Origin of the sequence: Peribacillus sp. AS_2 (assembly GCF_026891895.1) — a bacterium.
GTDB classification, from domain to species: Bacteria; Bacillota; Bacilli; order Bacillales; family DSM-1321; genus Peribacillus; species Peribacillus frigoritolerans.
The window spans coordinates 445,837-466,598 of the sequence record NZ_JAPTGA010000001.1 but is presented as its reverse complement, the minus strand read 5'-3'; the positions used below and the strand labels follow the sequence as shown (position 1 = coordinate 466,598).

The following is a 20,762-nucleotide window of genomic DNA, read 5'->3' as shown; positions in this document are numbered from 1 at the left end:
TTTCACGTAACACTTCATAAATGTCATAAAAGATTCATAAAAAATTTACCAAATGATATCTAAGTAAATATTAGTCTTTTTCCTTACCTTTTTCAAGTAACAAACCGAACTTTTTCGGGTTAAAATATAGCCGAAAAACATTACTTTTCACCCAGTTGCGACCATATTTATACGATATGCTCAACATTGGCAAAGGGTAATTTCACCCGGATTTGAAAGCGGATACAGAACATTCATCAGGAAACTGCACAAATATAGTCAAAACTTTCTCACTTTTCTAACTTTCTCCGTTTTTTAAAAGATCATCTATGTTAAAATAAGAGAATAAATTTCAGCAAACCTAGTATATCGGAGGGATAACGTTGGAAGTTAATGAAAAAGTTTATGATATTACAATCATTGGCGGAGGCCCGGTTGGATTATTCACTGCATTTTATGGAGGAATGAGACAGGCATCCGTAAAAATCATCGAGAGCCTGCCACAATTAGGCGGTCAATTGTCGGCCCTTTATCCAGAGAAATACATCTATGATATCGCTGGTTTCCCCAAAGTGCGAGCTCAGGAGCTAGTGAATAATTTGAAAGAACAAATGGCAAAGTTCGAACAGGATGTCGTCCTGGAGCAAGCCGTTCAAGAAGTGGAAAAGCAAGCCGATGGAGTGTTCAAGTTAACGACTGATAAAGAAATCCATTACTCCAAAACGATTATCATCACTGCTGGAAATGGGGCTTTCCAACCCCGCCGCATCGAAATTGAAGATGCAAAAAAATATGAAAACGGCAACCTTCACTATTTCATCGATGACCTCAATCACTTTGCCGGCAAAAAAGTGGTCGTCTTCGGCGGTGGGGATTCAGCAGTGGACTGGGCCTTAATGCTGGAGCCGATTGCCGAGAAAGTGAGCATCATTCACAGAAGAGATAAGTTCCGTGCCCACGAACATAGTGTAGAAACACTTAAAAATTCAAAAGTGGAAATAAAGACTCCATACATACCTGCAGAGTTGATTGGTACAGACGGACGTATCCATACAATTGTCATCAAGGATACAAATGGTGACGATACAGAGACCATGGATGTAGATGCAGTCATCGTCAATTACGGCTTCGTTTCTTCTCTTGGTCCCATTAAGGAATGGGGACTTGATATCCAGAAGAACAGCATTTTGGTGAATTCCAGAATGGAAACGAATATCCCGGGGATTTATGCAGCAGGCGATATTGCAACTTATGATGGCAAAGTAAAATTGATTGCCAGTGGTTTTGGTGAGGCACCCACTGCCGTCAATCACGCCAAACAATATATTGACCCAAAAGCAAAAGTTCAGCCGATGCACAGTTCTTCCATGTTTTAATTTTATTACGCAAAAACCGGCTTTCATGGCCGGTTTTTTTTGTCCCCAATTCGATGATTGTGGATAAGTTTTTTCAATTAGTTATCCACAGTGCTTGCCCTATTCATTCTATGGGTACAGAGTAGAAGAAGCCATGAAAGGGGAATGCATCCAAGAATATTTTAATTGCAGGGGCCAACGGAACGAACGGAAAGCAGCTCATTGGGGAATTATCAAAAAATTGCAAATGACCGTATACGGGATGATCAGGAAAGAGGAACAGGCTCAAACGATAAAAGAACTCGGCGGGCATCCAACCCTTGCAGATTTAGAGGGAAATGTGGATAAAGCAGTGGATAACATGGAAGCCATCATTTTTGCCGCCGGATCCGGACCCGAAACTGGGCCGGATAAAACGACAGCTGTGGATAAGAATGAAGCCATTAAACTGGTCTCGTGTTAGTTAGGATGAGACCATCCTAATCCTTCTTGTAAAAAACAAAAAAGGGGGGCACTTATTAAAGTGCCCCCTTTTTCCGATGTATTGGAGTTTACTTAGCAGTTCTCCGGCGTACCGGCATTTTTTGCCGTTTTGAAGGAAGACCCGCAACCGCATGATGCGATGGCATTTGGGTTTTCGATCGTAAAGCCTCCGCCCATCATCGTTTGCTTATAATCAATTACCGTTCCATTCAATATATCTGCATCCTCGGCATTAACAAGGATCTTAATTTCAAACTGTTCCAACTGGCTATCTTTTTCTCCGGGCTCTTGTTCAAAGCCCATTCCGTAGGATAATCCACTGCAGCCTCCGCCTTTAACGGCCACTCTTAAAAAGGAACCCTCTTCACCATTATGTTTCATCATTTCTTTTATCTGAAAAGCGGCAGCTTCCGTTATTTGAACAACTTCACTCACAATAAATCCCTCCTTCTTCTGAATATGTGAGATAGAACCATTACTCTTTATAGTATATACCAAAGAAATTCCCGCGCTCAATTTTCCAGCTTGGAAAAATTCATATTCCCCCACCTATTTTACCAACTAAGATTAGTCTACAACAATAGGTATAGGTATAATGAACCAACTCATTGAACCTTATCCTAAAATTCGTATCCCAAAAAAAGGCCCGGAAAGCCTCCCTCATCCAGATGGCCAGACACCGCTTTCAGGAATTCAAACGGACCCAGGAAACAATCCACCCTTTGCTGCAGCACAAATAAAAAAAGGGCTGTCCCTTCCAGGAACAGCCTTTTATCCGCCGTTGATGATTAAGACATTTCAAATTCATCAATGTATTTATATATTTTATCTACCAATTCATCCGTTGTGTCACCAAAAACCACTTCACCGTTTACAAGTGCATATAAGTTACTGGAGCATCTGCCGCAATATCCCAGGCAACCATATTCTATGATATCCAAATTCGGATCCCGCTCCAATCTTTCGAGAGCCTCCTGAGCCCCGCTGGCTAGATTGCTTACGCAAAATTCAATAATCGGGTACATTGTTTCACCTCACAGTTACTAACAACCCATCTTATTACTTTTCCCATTAACAGTCAATATTTACGCATAAAAAATAAGCCTATTTCAAGATATCGGTTGTGATTTCCTTTTATATTCGTTATACTTTTGTCGGGGTACGTAAAAAAAGAAAATTATCTAATTTTTTATTCTTACTACAAATTGGGGTATATATATTTAATTAAACTTTTAAGGGGACCATTTGGGGGAATCCTATAGTTAAATGCTAATCAAATTTTTCAAGAGATCAAATAAAGGGGAAAAAATCATATGAAGAATCTAGTCATACTTGGTGGCGGGTATGGTGGTATGCGCATGTTGCAAAGATTGCTGCCTAATCAGCTTCCTGAAAATGTGAGCATCACGCTTATCGACCGTAATCCTTATCACTGCTTAAAAACGGAATATTATGCTTTAGCAGCAGGTACCATTCCAGATCAGCACATCCGTGTTGCATTTCCTGAACATCCTCGCTTGAAGAACGTATACGGAGAAGTACTTTCCATCGACATGGAAAATAAACAGGTCATTATAGAAAATCAAGATCCTGTCGTTTATGATGATTTAGTCATTGGCCTTGGCTGCGAAGACAAATACCACGATATTCCTGGTGCAGACATACACACTTACAGTATCCAAACAATCGATAAATCACGCCGCACATATTCAGCTTTGAATAATTTAGGTGCCGGTGCAACCGTTTCTATCGTTGGTGGCGGACTGAGCGGTGTTGAGCTTGCAAGTGAATTGATTGAAAGCCGTTCAGATTTAAACGTTAAGCTATTTGACCGTGGTCCGCATATTCTATCTGCTTTCCCAGAAAGATTAAGTACTTTTGTCGAATCATGGTTCGATAAACATACCATCGAAATCGTCCATCATTCAAATATTACGAAAGTTGAACCAAACCTTCTTTACAATGGCGACGAAGCCGTTCAAAGCGACGTCATCGTATGGACAGCTGGAATTCAGCCAAGCAAGATCATCCGCGATATGGATATTGAAAAAGACCGTCAAGGAAGAGCCGTTCTGACTCCTCAGCATTTCCTTCCTAATGATGACAGCATCTTTGTAGTCGGCGACTGCGCGAGCCTGCCTCATGCACCTAGTGCTCAATTAGCGGAGTCCCAAGCTGAGCAAATCGTCCAAGTCCTTGTGAAGAAATGGGCAAATGAACCACTTCCTGAAAGCTTCCCTACCATGAAATTAAAAGGAACATTAGGTTCCCTTGGGAAGAAACAAGGTTTTGGTCTTGTTGCAAATCGCCCAATCACCGGCAGAGTGGCACGCCTAATGAAATCAGGCATTCTCTGGATGTATAAATACCATAACGGTTGATTATAAACTGGCCCAATGAGCTGCATGCAGCCCATTCATGGGTCAGTTTTTCTTATTTCTTCCATTATATATCACACTCGCACTGAGTATCCATATTTCTCCATCGTTTCCACCACTTTTTTGAGACGGACATTTCCTTCCGCAATGATTTCATCTTCGATGAGGACCAGTGGATAAAATAAATCTTCCTCGATCATTTTCTCGGCAAAGCTCTTTTGCTTCAATGTTTCTGGTGGGTTATACATATCTATATAGGATATTTTGAATGGCTGCTCAGGAAATTTTCTCGTTAAAGCGGCTTCAAGCCACTCGCAGGTATCTTTCGAAGAGGGGAGATTCACACAACTGGCGCAAATTTGCTCCGCTCCATACACTTCTATCTCAATATCTTTCCTTACCATACTCTTCCTCCTTCAGTTTATTATAGTTGCTTCATTTGAATAATGTTTTAAACTTCACCTGTTTCCATCATACCAGAATAATATAGATTATATTTCCGCAAAGTTACAGTTGGATTTTTTATTACCTTCGCATTATAATATGATTAGGAAAGGAGTCGATTGCAATGTCTGAACAAACAATGGAAGTTCAAGTTCAAGAAGTCCTAGATAAGCTTCGTCCGTTTCTTCTTCGTGATGGCGGTGACTGTGAACTAGTTGACGTAGAAGATGGAATTGTAAAATTACGATTACTAGGAGCTTGCGGAAGCTGTCCTAGTTCGACCATTACGCTAAAAGCTGGGATTGAGCGTGCCCTTCTTGAAGAAGTTCCTGGTGTAGTGGAAGTTGAACAAGTTTTCTAATAGCCCTTTAAATAACATGCAGCGTATGGATGAAGGATCACTTCATCTATACACGTTCAACCTTTTTTCATGCAGGCCGGAATCTTTTTGCGGACTGTAATAAAAATAAAGCTGACTCGGCTTTTGCCCTATCAAATGAATTGATACGGCTTGACACGGGTCAGCTTTTTTATATGGCAAATGAACACGGCTCACGATTTCAAAAACTTCAATTCCTTTTTTTCCTGTTCAGAAAGGATTGCCGTATAACTTCCATCATTATCGATTTCCAATTCCCTCACATGGAATTCCGGAAATCTATCCTTCAATCCAGTGAGCAAACCTTCACTTTTTTCTGGAGATGCCAAGCATAAAACGGTTGGTCCTGCTCCGCTTAGTGCCGCACCAAATCCGCCTTCATTGTGGACGACTTCTTCAATAAGCTCTAAATGAGGGACCAACTCCGCTCGATATGGCTGATGGAAACGATCACTTTGCATCATTTCACCAACAAGTTTCCAATCTTTCGATAGAACTCCTGCAAGCATTACATTTGCGGCTGCGCTCCCGCTTATCGCATCTTTATAGGAAAGCGAATTCGGAAGGACATTTCTTGAATCCTCAGTAAGCAATTCAAAATGGGGAATGACAGCGATCACCTTAACTCCCTCGATCGGAAATGACACGACATCCGTCCTTTCCTCCGTATGAAGGCCCACAACCAATCCACCATACACAGATGCCCCCGCATTATCGGGATGCCCTTCAAAGAGGGAAGCATGCCTATTCTTCTCCTCATTTGATAAATGAAGCTCACCAACGATATTCGCCAATTCAATTCCCGCCACAATGGCAGATGCACTGCTTCCAAGCCCGCGCGCCAGTGGAATTTCGCTTGAGACGAAAAGCCGGCATGGGGAAAGTTCCTTTCCATAGGAGGCCGCCGTTTCCTTGGCAATTTGGACGATATAATTACGGTCATCCCTTGGAAAAACAGACATTTCCTCTGAAAGCGGGACGACTTCCCAATGATCTGATGGAGATCCGTGTATTTCCAAGTAAAGTCCCAGCGCCAAGCCGATGGAATCGAAACCTGGCCCTAAGTTGGCCGTACTTGCTGGTACACGGATCAAGAACATCTCTGATTCCGCACTCATGCCTGTTTCACACCTTGCAGATGTTCTAAAATGACTTCTTCATCCATTGGCAGCAATGTAGGTTGAATCGTACTTGTATTGACTGCCACATTCGGATCCTTCAATCCATTTCCAGTCAATACAGCAACAATCTTACTTCCTTTTTTGATTTCACCGCTTTTTAATTGTTTATAGATACCTGCAATGGAAGCACATGATGCCGGCTCTGCAAATACCCCTTCTTTTTTAGCAAGGAAATGGTAGGCTTCCAGAATTTCTTCGTCTGTCACCTCATCAATTTTGCCTTTGGATTCATTTGCCGCTTCCACAGCAAACTTCCAACTTGCAGGATTTCCAATCCTGATGGCCGTTGCGATCGTTTCTGGATTTTCAATAATGCTATCCCGAACAATTGCAGCCGCTCCTTCAGCTTCGAACCCTCTCATTTCAGGAAGGCCCGTTTGTTTCGATTCGTTATATTCCTTAAAGCCTTTCCAGTAAGCCGTTATATTCCCTGCATTCCCGACTGGCAGCGCCAAAATATCCGGTGCGGAGCCGAGAGCATCACAAATTTCGAAAGCCGCTGTCTTCTGCCCTTCAATCCGGTATGGGTTGACCGAATTCACAAGAGTTATCGGTGAACTCTCACTAAGCGAACGGACGATCTTTAAAGCTTGGTCGAAGTTTCCTTCGATCGAGATGATTTCCGCTCCATACATAACGGCTTGGGCAAGCTTGCCCATGGCTATTTTACCTTCCGGGATGACGACGATACAGCGCAGGTTGGCACGGGCCGCATAAGCTGCTGCAGCTGCTGATGTATTCCCTGTGGATGCACAGATGATCGTGTCGCTGCCCTCTTCTATCGCTTTGGCGACGGCCATGACCATTCCGCGGTCCTTAAATGACCCAGTTGGATTTGCCCCTTCATATTTTACATGTAAGTCGATTCCCCACTCTTCGGATAAACGGTTCAGTCTGATTAAAGGTGTATTGCCCTCCAAAAGGGTTAGTGCAGGCGTGTTTTCATTGACGGGTAAAAAATCTTTATACGTGCTTATAAGTCCTTGCCAGCTCATTTGATGTCCTCTCCTTCAACTCTGTATGTGCTTTTCACTTCTCTTACCATATTGTAATCATGTAATTTCTGTATTATTTGCTCAAATGCAGCCTTTGTTGCAGTATGCGTAACTAATACGATTTCGGAAGATTCCTTTTCATCCAGCGGCAATTGAAGGATTTTATCGAATCCTACCCCGTGCTCGGCAAATAAATTCGTGATTTTGGCTAAAACGCCAACTTCATCCTGAACATGTAACCGAATGAAGAATTTAGCGAAAATTTCAGTGGCATCTTTTAATTGTTTCGGGTATTGAGGTGCAACGGCACTGCGGCCATTTACGCCCAGCCTCATATTCTTGATGACCGTCACCATATCCGAAACGACTGCAGTCGCAGTAGGAAGACTGCCAGCCCCCGGTCCGTAAAACATCGTTTCCCCTACGGCTTCCCCATAAACGTATACAGCATTATACTCATTATTTACCGATGCCAACGGATGTGCTTCCGGAAGAAGTGCAGGCTGGACACTTACGTCGACCCTATCCCCTGCCCTGGAAGCGACCCCGATCAATTTCATTGTATAACCAAGCTTCTTGCTATATCTCAAATCCTCTTCGGATATCTCGGTAATGCCCTGTACCTCAACATCATTCAAGCCAATGTTCATTGAGAACCCGAGTGTTGATAGAATTGCCATTTTACGGGCCGCATCCAATCCGCCTACATCGGCTGTCGGATCGGCTTCAGCAAATCCCAGCTCCTGGGCTTCCTTCAATACGTCATCATAAGCTCTGCCTTCCTTGCTCATTTTCGTTAAAATGAAGTTTGTCGTTCCATTGACGATTCCCATCATTTTCGTGATGCGGTCAGAAGATAACCCATCGACAAGACCGCGTAAAATCGGAATTCCCCCTGCAACACTTGCTTCATAGAACAAGTCACATTGATTATCGGTGGCCAACTCCAACAGTTCCGGTCCATGTAAAGCCATTAGGTCTTTGTTGGCCGTAACGATATGCTTTTTATTTTTTATCGCTTCTATTAGATAGCCGCGTGTTTCTTCGATTCCGCCCATCACTTCTATTACAACATCAATCTCGGGATTCGAAAGGATATCCTCAGGATTGTCGGTTAACATTCCTTTTTCGACCGCGACAAGCCGCTCCTTCGTCGTGTCTTTCACTAGTATCTTCTTAATGGATATGGAACAGCCCACTTGATGCATGAGCTTGTCCTGGTGGCTTTCAATGATTTGTACGACTCCTGATCCGACTGTACCTAACCCCAATAAACCGATCGAGATGGCTTTCATATTTTGGTTCCCCCTTAAAAACTGTTTGCCTGTAGAAAACATTTGTATTTGTATAGTAGACATTATAAGTTTAATTCACATAATTATCAATAGTTAGAAAAGATGGATGCACGAACTTTTTTCGTCCATCCCTAGAACGAGTAAGAACGGGTAACGTTTATTTTTTTTATAGGAAAACCATTTTGATGATTATTACTTAATGCTCTTCAATGAATCATTTGTACCCATTACAATATGTGGCTTTTGCACGGGATCCATCCATTTCAGTAAACTGAGGACATTCCTTTCGGCCGTGGCTGTACATCCCGCCGTCGGTTTTGTACCCCCTCTCCATATATGGAGAAAGATTGCACTGCCTTTTCCTTTTATGATGGGATCTGTATTATAATTGATGACCGCTCCATACTTATACAGTTCATGATTCATCCTTTCAAAAGACTTCCATTTAACTGCAGGATTTCCTTTATAGGTTTTCCACTTGTTATAATCCTTGGATGTCTGATCATCAATCCAGTAGTCATATTTGGTCGTTTTCTTATAACCCATTTTCATTCCGGCCGGCTTCGTTTCGCTTCCAAAGGCCGTACCAAAGGAATAAATTCCAACCGGGGATTTCCCATCCCCCTCTTTTTTGCTCTTCGTGAAGCCGTTCTTCCCAATGACACCCTCCATCTTCTTCAATGCCCGGCGCCATTCCCCTTGTTTCTTCTCATAAGTTTGGATCGTTACCTTCGTATCACTCATCGATTTACCTGTCGCCGATACAACTTGGTTAACGCCTTTCCTCCTATCGAATTTCTTCAGAAGCACTTTTTCATCAGTACTGAAAACTTCTTTTACATCTGCCATATGGATATATGCGGCCTTATTTGCGTGACAGATTTCATACCAGTTTCCAGTTCTCCCGCTTGCCGATAATTCTTTATTTTTCTTATACGTTTTTAACGTTTTACTTGCAGCCGACGCCTTTTCTTTCACATCCGCTTCAGACTTCATGACAATCTTGAATTGAGTCGATTCGCAGCTTGTTTTCGATTCAGCTTTCGCAAGATTCGCCGTTTGGATGATTAAAAAGGCTATAACGGCGGCCATCATCAATCTTTTCATGATCCCATCCTTCCGCAGTGATTAAATATCTAATTATTCTAAAAAATCTTGTTATTATCATAACATAGTAAGTAAGAATGAATCATATTTCTTTCCCGTTTTTATCTAAATCCAGTCAATTTTAGGCAAATCATAATGCGTGGCAGGGACCTCTGCCAATTCATAAAAATGTTTGAGGAAGTACTCATATTGTTGGGAGGATTTCGTGATCGAAGCTATTTTATCCTCCAATTCATTCGACCTTGATTCCGTCGTTTTTGAAAAATACTCTTCCACCGTTTCAAAATAATGAATGGGAAACAGCATCCTCGAATATAACAACCGGGCTGAAAAACTGGATAAGGGTTCTATGGACTGATATTCGTGAAAGAAATGGCCAATGCCCCGCTGATGGGTATGCACATTTTGAAAATAATGTTCCCTCACCCATTCCGCGACATCCCTGGTTCCGTGGTCGAATACCCAATCGAACGGATTTTTCATCCACTTATTGCTTTTCCAGGTATCATGTAAAAAACGTTCATAACATACCGTTCCGCTATCGACAATTTGCGGGGTATCATCAATTTCCGTGTCGACTAAATATTGAATCGCATTTTCACCTAGGACCATATAATAGGGAAAGGTTTCTATAAATAATTTTTCAAACTGGTTATCAGGATGGGCGTTGAGCTTATCCCGCCAAATCTTTTCTAACTGATCGATCCTTTGTTCCCAGAGTTCTTTCCATTTACCGATCCTTGAACAAGTTCGAATCGTTTCATTAATCGTTCTCCCACGCTGATGGAATCTTGCCAGACGTCTTCCCGGATTGAAATTTCTCGGACCTTCCAATGCCTGATTGGCGAGAAGGATGAATAATTGTTCATCCGCTTCCGAAACATAACTTCCATGATTGGCAAGGACAAAGGCGGATACGTGACGATCACCTTGTGAAATCAGATGTTGAGACATTTTATACCGTTCCACTAATTCCTCCTGCTCCATATTTTCAATGGGAACAATACTGTACACCATATTTCCTGAGCGGAAGCTTGGAAACCTGACATTGGCTTCTTCAAGCTCCACCTGTATGCCATAATTATTAAAAATGATTTCTTCTATCATGGAATGGCCTCCTTCATCAAATGGATATAATAGAAATATTGGACATCATATACTTATATATATGTGGAATAACCCGTTTTCTGAATGATTATCGAAACCTTATTAGAAATTCCAATCAAAACATCCTTCATAGGTTTTCAGTTTAATCAAATCAAACTACCTGCATTAGGACTATCCCTTTAAAATATAGAGAAATGGGTGATGAAATGGCTAATATTGAACAATCAATGTCTGAAAAAACAGCTCGGAAATGGCTAATTGAACGAGGAGTGAAATTGGAGGATATCGCTGAGCTTGTCATGTATTTACAATCCGGCTACCATGAAAATCTCCAAATGTCCGATTGCCTTCACAATGTCGAACGGGTCCTTTCAAAACGCGAGGTCCAAAATGCCATCCTTACCGGCATACAGTTGGATATTCTGGCTGAGAAAAAACTCCTCGAAGAGCCTCTGCTGAGCATCATTGAAATAGATGAAGGCCTATATGGGGTCGATGAAATATTGGCTTTTTCAATTGTGAATGTTTATGGATCCATCGGCTTTACCAATTATGGTTTCATCGATAAACAAAAGCCGGGTATCTTAAAATATTTAAACGATAAAAGCACAGGTAAGGTGAACACCTTTTTAGATGATATCGTTGGGGCAATTGCCGCTGCCGCTTCAAGCCGGCTTGCCCATAGAACCGAAAATGCGGAATAGTAAACGAATGATATTGACGGCATGAAAAAACCAGGGCTGCATTCGCAGACCTGGTTTTTTTCATTCAAAGCGCCATAAGTCAAGGGTGTCCACCACATGCGTAGGCTGCTCCTTATATTGCTTTAAACGTTCTTTTGTCGTTACGCCAGTATGTACAAGCAATGTATCGATCCCAGCATTAATGCCGGCAAGGATATCCGTATCATAGTTATCTCCAACCATGATTGTCTCTTCTTTAGAAACCCCTAATACTCTTAGGGCTTGCTCCACTATGACGGATTCTGGCTTTCCAATGAAAATCGGCTGTACCTGGGTCGAAACGGAAACAACGGAGGTCAAGGAACCATTCCCAGGCAAAAGGCCTTGCTCGGTAGGAATGGCAATATCACCATTGGTCGAAATGAAAACAGCACCATTTCTTACAGCAAGACAGGCTTTTGACAGCTTTTCATAATTGATGCCGCGGTCGATGCCCATGACCAGATAATCGGGATGCTCTTCCACAAGCTTCATTCCTTTTTCCTTAAGAGCCTCGATTATGCCTTCTTCACCCACCACATAGACCGATGCACCTTTCTTTTGTTCAGCTATGTAATTGGCAGTGGCCATGCTTGTCGTGAAAACCTGGTCATCCTCCGTCGATATGCCGATGCTTCTCAATTTATCCGCTACCTGTGCCGGAGTACGGGATGAATTATTGGTGACGAATAAATAAGGGATATCCCTTTTCCTTAAGTCATTAATAAACCCTGCCGCTTCCGCAATTTGTTCCGTTCCGCGATACATGGTGCCATCTAAGTCAATTAAATATCCTTTATACGACTTCATTTGAAATTCGCCTTCCTAACGCTGCTAGTTTTTAAAAGCTGAAACAGGTCCCAATTCATTCGTTAAATAGTTCCTCACCAAATCAGGGAATTGCTTGAATGCCTCGATATTTTCCGAAAATACGGCAAGCAGTTCTTTGTGATCCACTTCAATGAAGTCTTGAACCAGCATTTTCCTTAATGGCAAAACCTTTTTGAATTGCATCGCTTTTTCTTCTGAAATCACTTTTTCATCTTGAAGGATATCGATAATATCCTCATAACTTCCCGGATCACGCATAATGAAACCATCAATTACCGCATTTCCTACATCCAACACGGAATCGATGGAAGTTTGTATAAGCCTTTCAGCGATAAGTTCCGAATGGTCTCCATCCCAATTATCCTGCCCCTCAAAAAGTCCAAGCTGCTTTTCAAGAAAACCTAATATTTGTTCAATCTTTTGGCGGTCTACAAAGTACATTTTTCCAGATCCTTTCTGATCTAAGATGATATAGGGAATCATTGGTTGAATGAGCGGCATAGTTAAAAAAGCTGTACCGAACCAACCTTATTCCTTGATAATACCATAGCTTCTCCCTTACTCTCAATTCCTTCAACCACACATTGCCTTTCTGCGGGGGTGCATTTCCATACGTACACTCCCCGATTCCATTTATATTCTTGCCATTTTCATTTAATCGATGAATGCATTTATGCTTGAGCGAAGTTCTTCAGCCGGAAGCCCCGAAAAATGTCTGTTCCCCTATTGAAGTCACTTTGATATGATGGAACTACAAATGTGAAGATACGAAGGGAATGATACTATGGAAGATCGCTTTTATTTATACAATGACGTCGTTGATTCAAAAACCCGGTTCATAAGCTTCATGGGAGAGGAATCAAGATTCGATCTGGCCATTACGGCAACCGATCGTTTCTATGGAAAGAAGCTTGTTTTAAATATGCAGAGTAACCGTTTCGCGATTATTGGGCCTGATGATTTGGAAGAGGAAGGCTATCTTGAGCATGCCTTTCAATTGTCGGAAGCTGAAGCCGAAGAACTTCGTCACTTTTTAATGGAAATCGTCTGAGTGCTGAAGTTTTTTAGCTTAAACGGGAAACCTACTGAGTGTAAGACCGATTACATGAGGGGGGATTATCTTGGACAAAGAAGAATACCACGATTTTTCCAATGTCGAAAAACAGAGGGATTATTTAATTCCTGAAGAATTTCCCGAAGGACCTTTTGGATCAGCCATAGCAAAAGATGAACCAGTTCAGAATAAAAATACCCCGTGGCAGGAAGGGCAACGATATCAAAGTGCCTTTAATTATGAAAATAAATCGTTACATGAGGGTATGCCTCGACAATATCCTGGGGCACATCCGACACATGATGATTCAGAAAAAGACGAACAGCCTCCATATAAAGGATATGGTAACTCTTAACATGGAAGGCCAGAGTGAATTCTGGCCTTTTTATTTCTTTATTTTCTTCACGACGAAATAAGGACAGCCAAAATTGCAGTATTCATATAAATATTCACTAAGCGTGCTTATTTTCGTATCGAAGGTAGCTTTCTGATTGGAATCATCAAAAAATCCACGCAGCCTCAATTGCCCGTAACCCCAATCGCCCACTATATAATCATACTTCGTTAAAATCTCACTGTATCTGGCTTTAAACGCTTCTTCGTTATAGCCTTCCCTTTCATCCTCAATTATTTCATAGGTCATGTTATTGATGTTAATCATTGTTTTCACCTCTCATATATACATTCCTTCTTTAAATTATAACTGATTCCCCATCAATTACTAAGCGAAAAATAGAGAAATATGTTCATCCTAAAGTTATGGGGGTGTTATTGATGAAAAAAACAATAATAACGATAGGTTTAAGCTCGATTATTGCACTAACCGGATGTGCTGATAAAGATAAAGATCAGGGTCTCGGGGCAAAAAACAATGCCGGTAACCCAACAAACGTAAATAATCCAACTCAATATTATGATGAGGATTATCGCAATAATGACAATAAAAGTGATGATTTCGGTTTTACCCGCACAAATAGTGCAACCATTGACGGCCGAAACATTTCCAACAAAGCTGCTTCCATTGACCGTGAACAACTTTCTGATGTCATCTCTAAACTGAGTGTTCAGATTCCAAATGTCAATGATGCCGCTACCCTCGTTACTGATGAGGAAGTGCTTGTCGTATATGACACCAATGCAAAGGATCGGACGGAAACCGCAGACCAGGTTAAACGTACTGCCATGTCCGTCGTGCCTCGCTACTATCATGTCTATGTCAGTGATGATTATCAAACCCTTGCCCAAGATGTCGAGAACTTCGCTACAGTGAAATCCGGTAGCAGAGGGATTGACTATACGATTGAACAGACCATCAAAAGAATGCTGAAGTCGCCTCAAGGATACAAAATGAGTGACGGTGAAAATGAAAACGGCGAAATGGTTAACGATAAAAGAGATCATCACGATAACATCCATCAAAAAATGGATAACCGTTGAATACAAAAGGACCGAATTTTTTCGGTCCTTTATTTCACTCTATTTCAATAATTCTTCACCTTTGCTCTGCTTATGTTTTGCCGCAGCATTAACCTGTTCATCCGCATGGTAGGATGAACGGACAAGCGGACCTGATTCACAATGGCTGAATCCTTTTTCCAATGCACGTTCTTTCAGTTCGGCAAATTCTTCAGGCGTGTAGTATTTCAGCACTTTTAAATGCTTTTTAGTCGGCTGCAAATACTGGCCGATCGTCATGATATCCACATTATTGGCCCTTAGGTCATCCATTGTCTCAAGGATTTCCTCACGCGTTTCACCCAGCCCCACCATTAAACTGGACTTTGTCGGTATTTCCGGATACAGTTCCTTGGCTCTTCTTAAAAGCTCCAATGAACGATCATACTTGGCCTGAGCCCGTACACGGTCGGATAAACTTCTGACAGTCTCTATATTATGGTTCAGGATATCCGGTTTAGCATCCATCAAAGTCTTGATATTTTCAAACACCCCGCCCATATCAGACGGCAATACTTCAATTGATGTAAATGGATTTTTGCGACGGATGGCACGGACCGTTTCAGCGAAAACTTCAGCGCCTCCATCCTTTAAATCATCACGGGCAACAGCTGTAATGACGACATGCTTTAAATTCATCAAAACAACGGAATCGGCAACACGCTCCGGTTCAGCCCAGTCCAATTCATTCGGACGTCCGGTTGTTACTGCACAAAAACGGCAAGCCCTTGTACAGATTTCACCTAGAATCATGAAAGTAGCCGTCCTTCTCACTGCCCAGCATTCGTGAATATTCGGACATTTTGCCTCTTCACAGACTGTATGAAGATTTTTCTCGCGCATCATATTTTTTAAACCGAGGTAATTTTCGTTAGTATTAAGCTTTATTTTCAACCAATCTGGTTTTCGAAGAATTTCTTTATTTCTAGAAGACATGAAAATGCCACTCCATTCTATAGAAATTAACACACCCTACTTTAACAATAAAAAAGCATTTATACAAGTTATAGTTGGTTTCCCATTATTTATTTTTCATGTTTATTGCCAAATCAGCAAAACTATAAAAGATGGATGGACTGATGTCTTTTAATAACGGAGAATATCATGAAAGGAGCCTGCCCCGTTGAAAAAATTATTCCTTCTAACGATAACTTGTTTGTTTATCTTGGCACCAGGCCAAGTCGCCAACGCTGCTGATACCCCTGATGTTTATGCCGGGAGAATGGCGCTATATAAAAATATGGAGGCTGCCCTCCAAATCCCGTGGTATTACCTTGCTGGAGCAGATCAATATGAGCACAGCCTAAGGGCCGCAAGAAGGGATTTAGAGCCGGCAAAGGGTTTTATAGGCATCCACATCGAGCCTACAAAGTGGAGCGGGGCTCTCAATCCTGACTTAAACGATGTGAACCCGCTCACGATCACATTTTTTGATGGGTTGGGCCAGGATGGCAATGGTGATGGCAAAGCGGATATCACTAATGATACCGATCGATTGTATGCTTTTTCTAAGCATCTCCAAGCATATGGTGCAGATGAAGATAATATCCGAATCGGCTTGTGGGATTATTATAAACGCGATAAAGCCGTCAGCATCATTATGGGCAATGCCGAGATTTATAAGAAATACGACCGGTTGGATCTACATGAAAAAGCCTTCCCGGTTCCAGTACGGACTCATTATACGTACTTGAATACATGGGGAAGCGCTCGCGGATGGGGCGGAAGGAGAATCCATGAGGGCACTGATATTTTTGCGGATTATAGCCTTCCCGTTCGTTCCACGAGCTATGGAATCATAGAAATGAAAGGCTGGAATAAATTCGGCGGTTGGAGGATTGGGATACGGGATTTAAATAATACCTATCATTACTTTGCCCATTTAAGCGGCTTCGCCAAAGGGTTGAAAGTCGGTCAAATCGTTGAGCCCGGACAAGTCATCGGGGGTGTCGGCAGTACGGGCTACGGTCCTCCAGGAACTTCCGGAAAATTCCCTCCTCATCTTCATTACGGAATGTACAAAGACAACGGAATCACAGAATGGAGCTTTGACCCTTACCCCTATTTAAAATTGTGGGAAAGGAAAGATCTGGCCAAAAAGAAATGGTGAGCGGCGTGAATTTTACGCTGCTTTTTTTTGATTCGAACATAAACCCCTGAACTTGATGCATAGTTATTAGTAAAGGGGGCTAAAGCGTGTTCCGAAAAAGATTTCGAACGAAGAAATTCCGAAAAAAGGGGCCTCTTCCCACCCGAAAAGTATTTCTCTATTCATTTATCCTGTTCATCATATCAAGCATCATGACTCTTTGGTACGTGGACAAATCGATCGAACCCGTGATCATGAGTGTAGCCGAATATGAAATCAAACGGATTGCAACCGAAACGATTCATGAATCGGTTGATGAGAATATAGCCAAGATTGACATGAACAAAATCATCACCAACACCAAGGGTGGTGATGACTCCAGTTCTTCCTATAGCTTCAATCCAGTCATATATAGTGAATTGCGGGCTAACATCACGAAGGATATTCAAAAGAAGCTTGGCATCAAACAGGGAAATCCTTTTAAAACAGGATCATCCAAAATAAATGATGAACAATATAAAAGTGTGGTGTATTATATACCATTTGGTGTCGTAACCGGGAATAACCTCCTTTCCAATTACGGACCTGAAATCCCAGTGAAAATGTCAGTCATCGGGAATGTTGAATCGGATTTGAGGACAAAACTGACAAACGCAGGCATCAATAATGTTTATTATGAATTGATTGTGGACTTTGATGTCAATATTCAAATCGTCATCCCCTCTTTCACGAAGGAGACCAAGGTAAGCCAGGAAGTGACAGTCGGAAGCCTGCTGATCGAAGGTGATGTTCCAAGTTATTTCAGTAACGGAAACGGCTCGGTTGCACCTGCCATCATGAAGGAAAACAAGGAATGAAAAAACCAGCTTATCCTTGAGGTTAGGCTGGTTCTTGTAGAGACATTTCATGATGAGCAAATGCAGGTTTTTATTCAAGTCCACTTCGTAGGGCTCTTTTATCTGCTCTCCATCTTCTTCAAGTATCCTTATCATGGGGCGGTCTCCTATCCCTTCATTTTGAGAGGATACTACCCCTTTCCTCCCATCATTCAATTCAACGGATAGACCATTGGGATAAATGGCAACCGCCCTGGGGAAAGCCTCGATGATCGTATTGTCGAACTTTTTCCCGACTCCGGCATAAAGGACTTCCAATCCTTGATGCGGCAGCATGGCCTTACGGTAAACCCGATTGGAAGTAACGGCATCAAACACATCGGCAACGGCAATGATCTTGCCGAAATAATGGATTTCATCCCCTTTTATCCCACGGGGATATCCAGATCCATCTAACCTTTCATGATGCTGATAGGCACAGTTCGCAACTAAAAGTGAAACGGTATGAACATTTTTAATTAGATGAAATCCGTAATCGGCATGTTTTTGGATTTGTTCAAACTCCTTTTCCGTCAGCTTACCGGGTTTACGGAGGACTTCCAAAGGCACGAGCATTTTGCCGACATCATGTAAAATCGCTCCAAGCCCAAGAATTTCGAGATTCTTATCATTGATATTCAATTCCACCCCGATCGCCAAGGTATATAAGGTCACATTGAAGGAATGTGTGAAGATATAGTCATCGTATGTATAAACGTCGGCCAATAAAGTCATTAGCTCTTTATTCCTTTTCAGCTCGCCCATGATGTTCCGGACTATTTGAGTTAATTTGACGTTAGCCTGCTCTATCGTGAATGATCCATCCAGGTTCATTTTATTTTTCATGTCCAGGAAAGTGGTTTCAATCATATTAATGGCTTCTCTTCTAAGTTTCCCGGAAACTGGGGGCTTCGGAATAATGTCATCCGTCCTGGAATCTTGAATGTAAACATAGGGAATATTAAGGGAAACCAGTCGATTGATCATCTTCTGCGTTAATCTAAGACCCTCGCACAATAGGATATGGCCCCGATCATTATAAATGCTTTTACCGAGCCTTGCTCCAGGTCTTAGGGACTTTGTGATAGCTAGCCTCATACTTGTACTCCGTTTCCCCATTCAATATTTGCAATTCAAACCGATTCTTTCTTTTATAAGTTTTATCGGAGCATATTTTTATAAATGAATCTGTTAGAACATATTTATTGAAAAAATATTTACCTTGATAAAAAATAAGGCCCCCTTCGGAAGAAAGAAAGCCCACCTTTTCAAATCATTTTGATTAATGCCTCTTTACCAATCATTCCTGGATGTATGCCCTTTTCCACAGCCTCCCAGGTGACTGATTCAAGCGGCGCTTCCAATAACTCTTCAATCGATTTAACTCCTGTGGCCCTCCCTGCAAGGATTTTACGATCTCTCAATTTATCGTTCAGCAGTCCAACATCTAACGCACCGCACATTATATACCCTTTTTCGGACGCGACAGCAAGTAAATTCGTTTTCGGCAGTCGGACAGAAATGGCTAGGAATGTATGATTATCAAGAATTATTGGGATCATGTTAATCAATTGGTTTCGCCCCTTCCTTCCCCATACTTTATGAAAAAAAGGGCAAAACCGTGATTTTGTATCAGGGGTTAGTGTATATTTTTTTCAGCTTCCATAAAAGGATATCCCGTAAGAATTCCGGCAGTAAGTATTCCTTGCGATTGGAGCGATGGATACTTGGAAAGAAGTGCCCGAACGTGAACATATCAGGTATTGCCAATTTATAGGACTTATCCGCCTGCAGTTTCTCTCCTTTTATAAGGATCCCTTTTACGATTCCATTCTCCATTTCGTTAAATTCAATTTGATCATAATGCATGACTCCCATGATTTTTCCGCGGAAACCAAAACCTTTCACCTGAATATGAGGCCACTCTTCATTTCTCGATTGCATCAAGATTTCCTTTAACTCATTCCCATCTACTTCAACGACACAAGGATTGATGGGATGTGGGCAGATTCTGTGAATATCCCCTTTTGTGACAGATCCCTTCGGAAGCCCCTCGAGCAGAAGACCTGCATTCAAAAAGGAACAATCCGCCTGACTCCACTCCCTTAGGGCCTCCACAAGGATTTCCGTCAAAGGACTTCGTTTGAACCAATCATTATCCAGTGCCATCGGTAAATCCACAGCAACCTGTTTTAGCGTTTTTCCTCCGGCCTGGTATATTTCTTCAATCCATGACCGTTCATTCTCCAATTCCAAAAAGTCATTGGTATCATAAAGAATGGCTCTCTTCTGGCTAATTTTCTTTTCCGGGTTGATGGTCATTTCCACCTGTCCAACAAAAAAACCATATTTCCCTGCCCCGCAAAGGAGTGTGTCATTGATCAATTTACCTTGGTGGAGGATGTGGTGGGTATGCGCGCCAAGTATAATGTCAATCTCCGGAAAGTCCCTTGCCATCCTCTCATCATCGTGGATGCCCAGGTGGGAAAGGATGATGATTACATCCGCCTCTGTTTTGACCCTTTCGAGCTGCGCCTTTAACTCCATGAATGGTTCCGTTATTTCCCAGCCCATCGCAGAATAAAACTTTTGAAAAAAGGCTGTCAAACCTATCATCGCGATTTTGGTGCCTTTTGCCGTTGTATGTATCCAAAATGGAAGCGCCCATTCCGGCCTTTCATTATCACCGTAATAAATATTGGCTGCCAAGACCTTGAACCTTGCATAATCATATAAGGAATCCAATGCATCATGAGGTAAAGTGATCCCTTCATTATTGCCGATGGTCACATATTGGTAGCCCGCTTCATTAAGCAGTTCAATATTTCCTTTACCCAACGTACCTTCTGTATATGGATGCCAGCGGTCCACATGATCGCCTATATCCAGTATGATCGCTTCTTCTCCCGTTTCTTGATGAAGTTGTCTTCTTTCTTTAAGAAACTTATCAATACGAGGCCAATTCTCAAAATGACTATGGAGATCATTGGTGTGATATAAATGAATGATTTCTGACATCATTTTTCCTCCTCG

The 20,762-nt window shown here is 41.9% G+C and carries 24 protein-coding genes and 1 pseudogene; 10 read left to right on the top strand and 15 right to left on the bottom strand.

Annotated elements, in window-relative coordinates; all coding sequences use genetic code 11:
• The first annotated feature begins 362 nt into the window (after positions 1 to 362).
• Together OTG27_RS02195 and OTG27_RS02190 are read left to right on the top strand one after the other, a co-directional pair.
• On the top strand, positions 363 to 1,355 hold the full coding sequence (locus OTG27_RS02195; protein WP_034310210.1) for an NAD(P)/FAD-dependent oxidoreductase: 993 nt from the start codon (positions 363 to 365) through the stop codon (positions 1,353 to 1,355).
• Between the two features lie 133 nt (positions 1,356 to 1,488).
• Complete coding sequence (locus OTG27_RS02190) at positions 1,489 to 1,797, top strand: Rossmann-fold NAD(P)-binding domain-containing protein (RefSeq protein ID WP_268936084.1); 309 nt, start codon at positions 1,489 to 1,491, stop codon at positions 1,795 to 1,797.
• Between the two features lie 92 nt (positions 1,798 to 1,889).
• Here OTG27_RS02190 and OTG27_RS02185 read toward each other — a convergent pair whose 3' ends face one another.
• Entirely contained in the window at positions 1,890 to 2,252 is a 363-nt protein-coding gene (locus OTG27_RS02185; RefSeq protein ID WP_063574759.1) for a HesB/IscA family protein, read from the bottom strand.
• 353 nt (positions 2,253 to 2,605) lie between these two features.
• Positions 2,606 to 2,842 (bottom strand): YuzB family protein, encoded by a 237-nt coding sequence (locus OTG27_RS02180; RefSeq protein ID WP_034310204.1) that lies wholly within the window; start codon positions 2,840 to 2,842, stop codon positions 2,606 to 2,608.
• 288 nt (positions 2,843 to 3,130) lie between these two features.
• Here OTG27_RS02180 and OTG27_RS02175 point away from each other — a divergent pair, with 288 nt between their 5' ends.
• Positions 3,131 to 4,198, top strand: coding sequence for an NAD(P)/FAD-dependent oxidoreductase (locus tag OTG27_RS02175; protein WP_048687320.1), 1,068 nt, complete (start codon positions 3,131 to 3,133; stop codon positions 4,196 to 4,198).
• Between the two features lie 71 nt (positions 4,199 to 4,269).
• On the opposite strand, the gene OTG27_RS02170 is transcribed toward OTG27_RS02175, so the two are convergent.
• Positions 4,270 to 4,599, bottom strand: coding sequence for a YuzD family protein (locus tag OTG27_RS02170; protein WP_048687322.1), 330 nt, complete (start codon positions 4,597 to 4,599; stop codon positions 4,270 to 4,272).
• Between the two features lie 164 nt (positions 4,600 to 4,763).
• On the opposite strand from OTG27_RS02170, the gene OTG27_RS02165 reads away from it, so the two are divergent.
• Positions 4,764 to 5,000: a NifU family protein gene (locus OTG27_RS02165; protein WP_034310199.1), complete on the top strand. Its 237-nt coding sequence runs from the start codon at positions 4,764 to 4,766 to the stop codon at positions 4,998 to 5,000.
• Positions 5,001 to 5,191: 191 nt separating this feature from the next.
• Here OTG27_RS02165 and thrB read toward each other — a convergent pair whose 3' ends face one another.
• The 5 genes from thrB to yutH all read right to left on the bottom strand — a co-directional run bounded on the left by thrB (position 5,192) and on the right by yutH (position 10,703).
• Positions 5,192 to 6,136: a homoserine kinase gene (gene thrB, locus OTG27_RS02160; protein ID WP_268936083.1), complete on the bottom strand. Its 945-nt coding sequence runs from the start codon at positions 6,134 to 6,136 to the stop codon at positions 5,192 to 5,194.
• Positions 6,133 to 7,194, bottom strand: a complete 1,062-nt coding sequence (gene thrC / locus OTG27_RS02155) for a threonine synthase (RefSeq protein WP_053536744.1) — start codon at positions 7,192 to 7,194, stop codon at positions 6,133 to 6,135. The genes thrB and thrC overlap by 4 nt, the downstream gene beginning before the upstream one ends.
• Positions 7,191 to 8,489, bottom strand: a complete 1,299-nt coding sequence (locus OTG27_RS02150; RefSeq protein ID WP_034310194.1) for a homoserine dehydrogenase — start codon at positions 8,487 to 8,489, stop codon at positions 7,191 to 7,193. Before OTG27_RS02150 ends, thrC begins: the two co-directional genes overlap by 4 nt.
• Before the next feature lie 192 nt (positions 8,490 to 8,681).
• Positions 8,682 to 9,596 (bottom strand): L,D-transpeptidase family protein, encoded by a 915-nt coding sequence (locus OTG27_RS02145; protein WP_268936082.1) that lies wholly within the window; start codon positions 9,594 to 9,596, stop codon positions 8,682 to 8,684.
• A 105-nt stretch (positions 9,597 to 9,701) separates the two neighbouring features.
• Entirely contained in the window at positions 9,702 to 10,703 is a 1,002-nt protein-coding gene (gene yutH / locus OTG27_RS02140) for a spore coat putative kinase YutH (protein WP_268936081.1), read from the bottom strand.
• A gap of 206 nt (positions 10,704 to 10,909) precedes the next feature.
• Between yutH and OTG27_RS02135 the strand changes: the two genes are divergently transcribed.
• The gene (locus OTG27_RS02135; protein ID WP_034311650.1) at positions 10,910 to 11,407 is read left to right on the top strand and encodes a phosphatidylglycerophosphatase A family protein; all 498 of its coding nucleotides are present in this window, start codon (positions 10,910 to 10,912) and stop codon (positions 11,405 to 11,407) included.
• 60 nt (positions 11,408 to 11,467) lie between these two features.
• Here the strand turns inward: OTG27_RS02135 and OTG27_RS02130 are convergent, their stop codons facing one another.
• Positions 11,468 to 12,235, bottom strand: coding sequence for a TIGR01457 family HAD-type hydrolase (locus tag OTG27_RS02130; RefSeq protein WP_268936080.1), 768 nt, complete (start codon positions 12,233 to 12,235; stop codon positions 11,468 to 11,470).
• Between the two features lie 24 nt (positions 12,236 to 12,259).
• Positions 12,260 to 12,697, bottom strand: a complete 438-nt coding sequence (locus tag OTG27_RS02125) for a DUF86 domain-containing protein (protein WP_268936079.1) — start codon at positions 12,695 to 12,697, stop codon at positions 12,260 to 12,262.
• 343 nt (positions 12,698 to 13,040) lie between these two features.
• On the opposite strand from OTG27_RS02125, the gene OTG27_RS02120 reads away from it, so the two are divergent.
• A complete protein-coding gene (locus OTG27_RS02120) occupies positions 13,041 to 13,307 on the top strand; it encodes a DUF3055 domain-containing protein (protein WP_034310182.1) in 267 nt (88 codons plus the stop codon).
• Positions 13,308 to 13,377: 70 nt separating this feature from the next.
• On the top strand, positions 13,378 to 13,665 hold the full coding sequence (locus tag OTG27_RS02115) for a cytosolic protein (protein WP_170946935.1): 288 nt from the start codon (positions 13,378 to 13,380) through the stop codon (positions 13,663 to 13,665).
• Between the two features lie 30 nt (positions 13,666 to 13,695).
• Here OTG27_RS02115 and OTG27_RS02110 read toward each other — a convergent pair whose 3' ends face one another.
• Positions 13,696 to 13,971 (bottom strand): YutD family protein, encoded by a 276-nt coding sequence (locus OTG27_RS02110; RefSeq protein WP_034310177.1) that lies wholly within the window; start codon positions 13,969 to 13,971, stop codon positions 13,696 to 13,698.
• A 113-nt stretch (positions 13,972 to 14,084) separates the two neighbouring features.
• On the opposite strand from OTG27_RS02110, the gene OTG27_RS02105 reads away from it, so the two are divergent.
• Positions 14,085 to 14,747, top strand: coding sequence for a YhcN/YlaJ family sporulation lipoprotein (locus OTG27_RS02105; RefSeq protein WP_063574755.1), 663 nt, complete (start codon positions 14,085 to 14,087; stop codon positions 14,745 to 14,747).
• A 39-nt stretch (positions 14,748 to 14,786) separates the two neighbouring features.
• On the opposite strand, the gene lipA is transcribed toward OTG27_RS02105, so the two are convergent.
• A complete protein-coding gene (lipA, locus tag OTG27_RS02100; RefSeq protein ID WP_034310172.1) occupies positions 14,787 to 15,701 on the bottom strand; it encodes a lipoyl synthase in 915 nt (304 codons plus the stop codon).
• Between the two features lie 187 nt (positions 15,702 to 15,888).
• Between lipA and OTG27_RS02095 the strand changes: the two genes are divergently transcribed.
• Positions 15,889 to 16,875, top strand: coding sequence for a M23 family metallopeptidase (locus OTG27_RS02095; RefSeq protein ID WP_374941231.1), 987 nt, complete (start codon positions 15,889 to 15,891; stop codon positions 16,873 to 16,875).
• A 191-nt stretch (positions 16,876 to 17,066) separates the two neighbouring features.
• Positions 17,067 to 17,711, top strand: coding sequence for a sporulation protein YunB (yunB, locus tag OTG27_RS26610; protein ID WP_374941233.1), 645 nt, complete (start codon positions 17,067 to 17,069; stop codon positions 17,709 to 17,711).
• Between the two features lie 261 nt (positions 17,712 to 17,972).
• Here yunB and OTG27_RS26605 read toward each other — a convergent pair.
• From OTG27_RS26605 to OTG27_RS02075, 3 genes and pseudogenes are all read right to left on the bottom strand, one after another.
• Positions 17,973 to 18,464: pseudogene (locus OTG27_RS26605) on the bottom strand (HD-GYP domain-containing protein); the annotation flags it as partial.
• 533 nt (positions 18,465 to 18,997) lie between these two features.
• Positions 18,998 to 19,300 carry a YunC family protein gene (locus tag OTG27_RS02080; protein ID WP_034310161.1) on the bottom strand — a complete coding sequence of 101 codons (303 nt, stop codon included), beginning with the start codon at positions 19,298 to 19,300 and terminating at the stop codon, positions 18,998 to 19,000.
• A gap of 61 nt (positions 19,301 to 19,361) precedes the next feature.
• Positions 19,362 to 20,747: a bifunctional metallophosphatase/5'-nucleotidase gene (locus tag OTG27_RS02075; RefSeq protein ID WP_268936077.1), complete on the bottom strand. Its 1,386-nt coding sequence runs from the start codon at positions 20,745 to 20,747 to the stop codon at positions 19,362 to 19,364.
• Between the last annotated feature and the right edge of the window lie 15 nt (positions 20,748 to 20,762).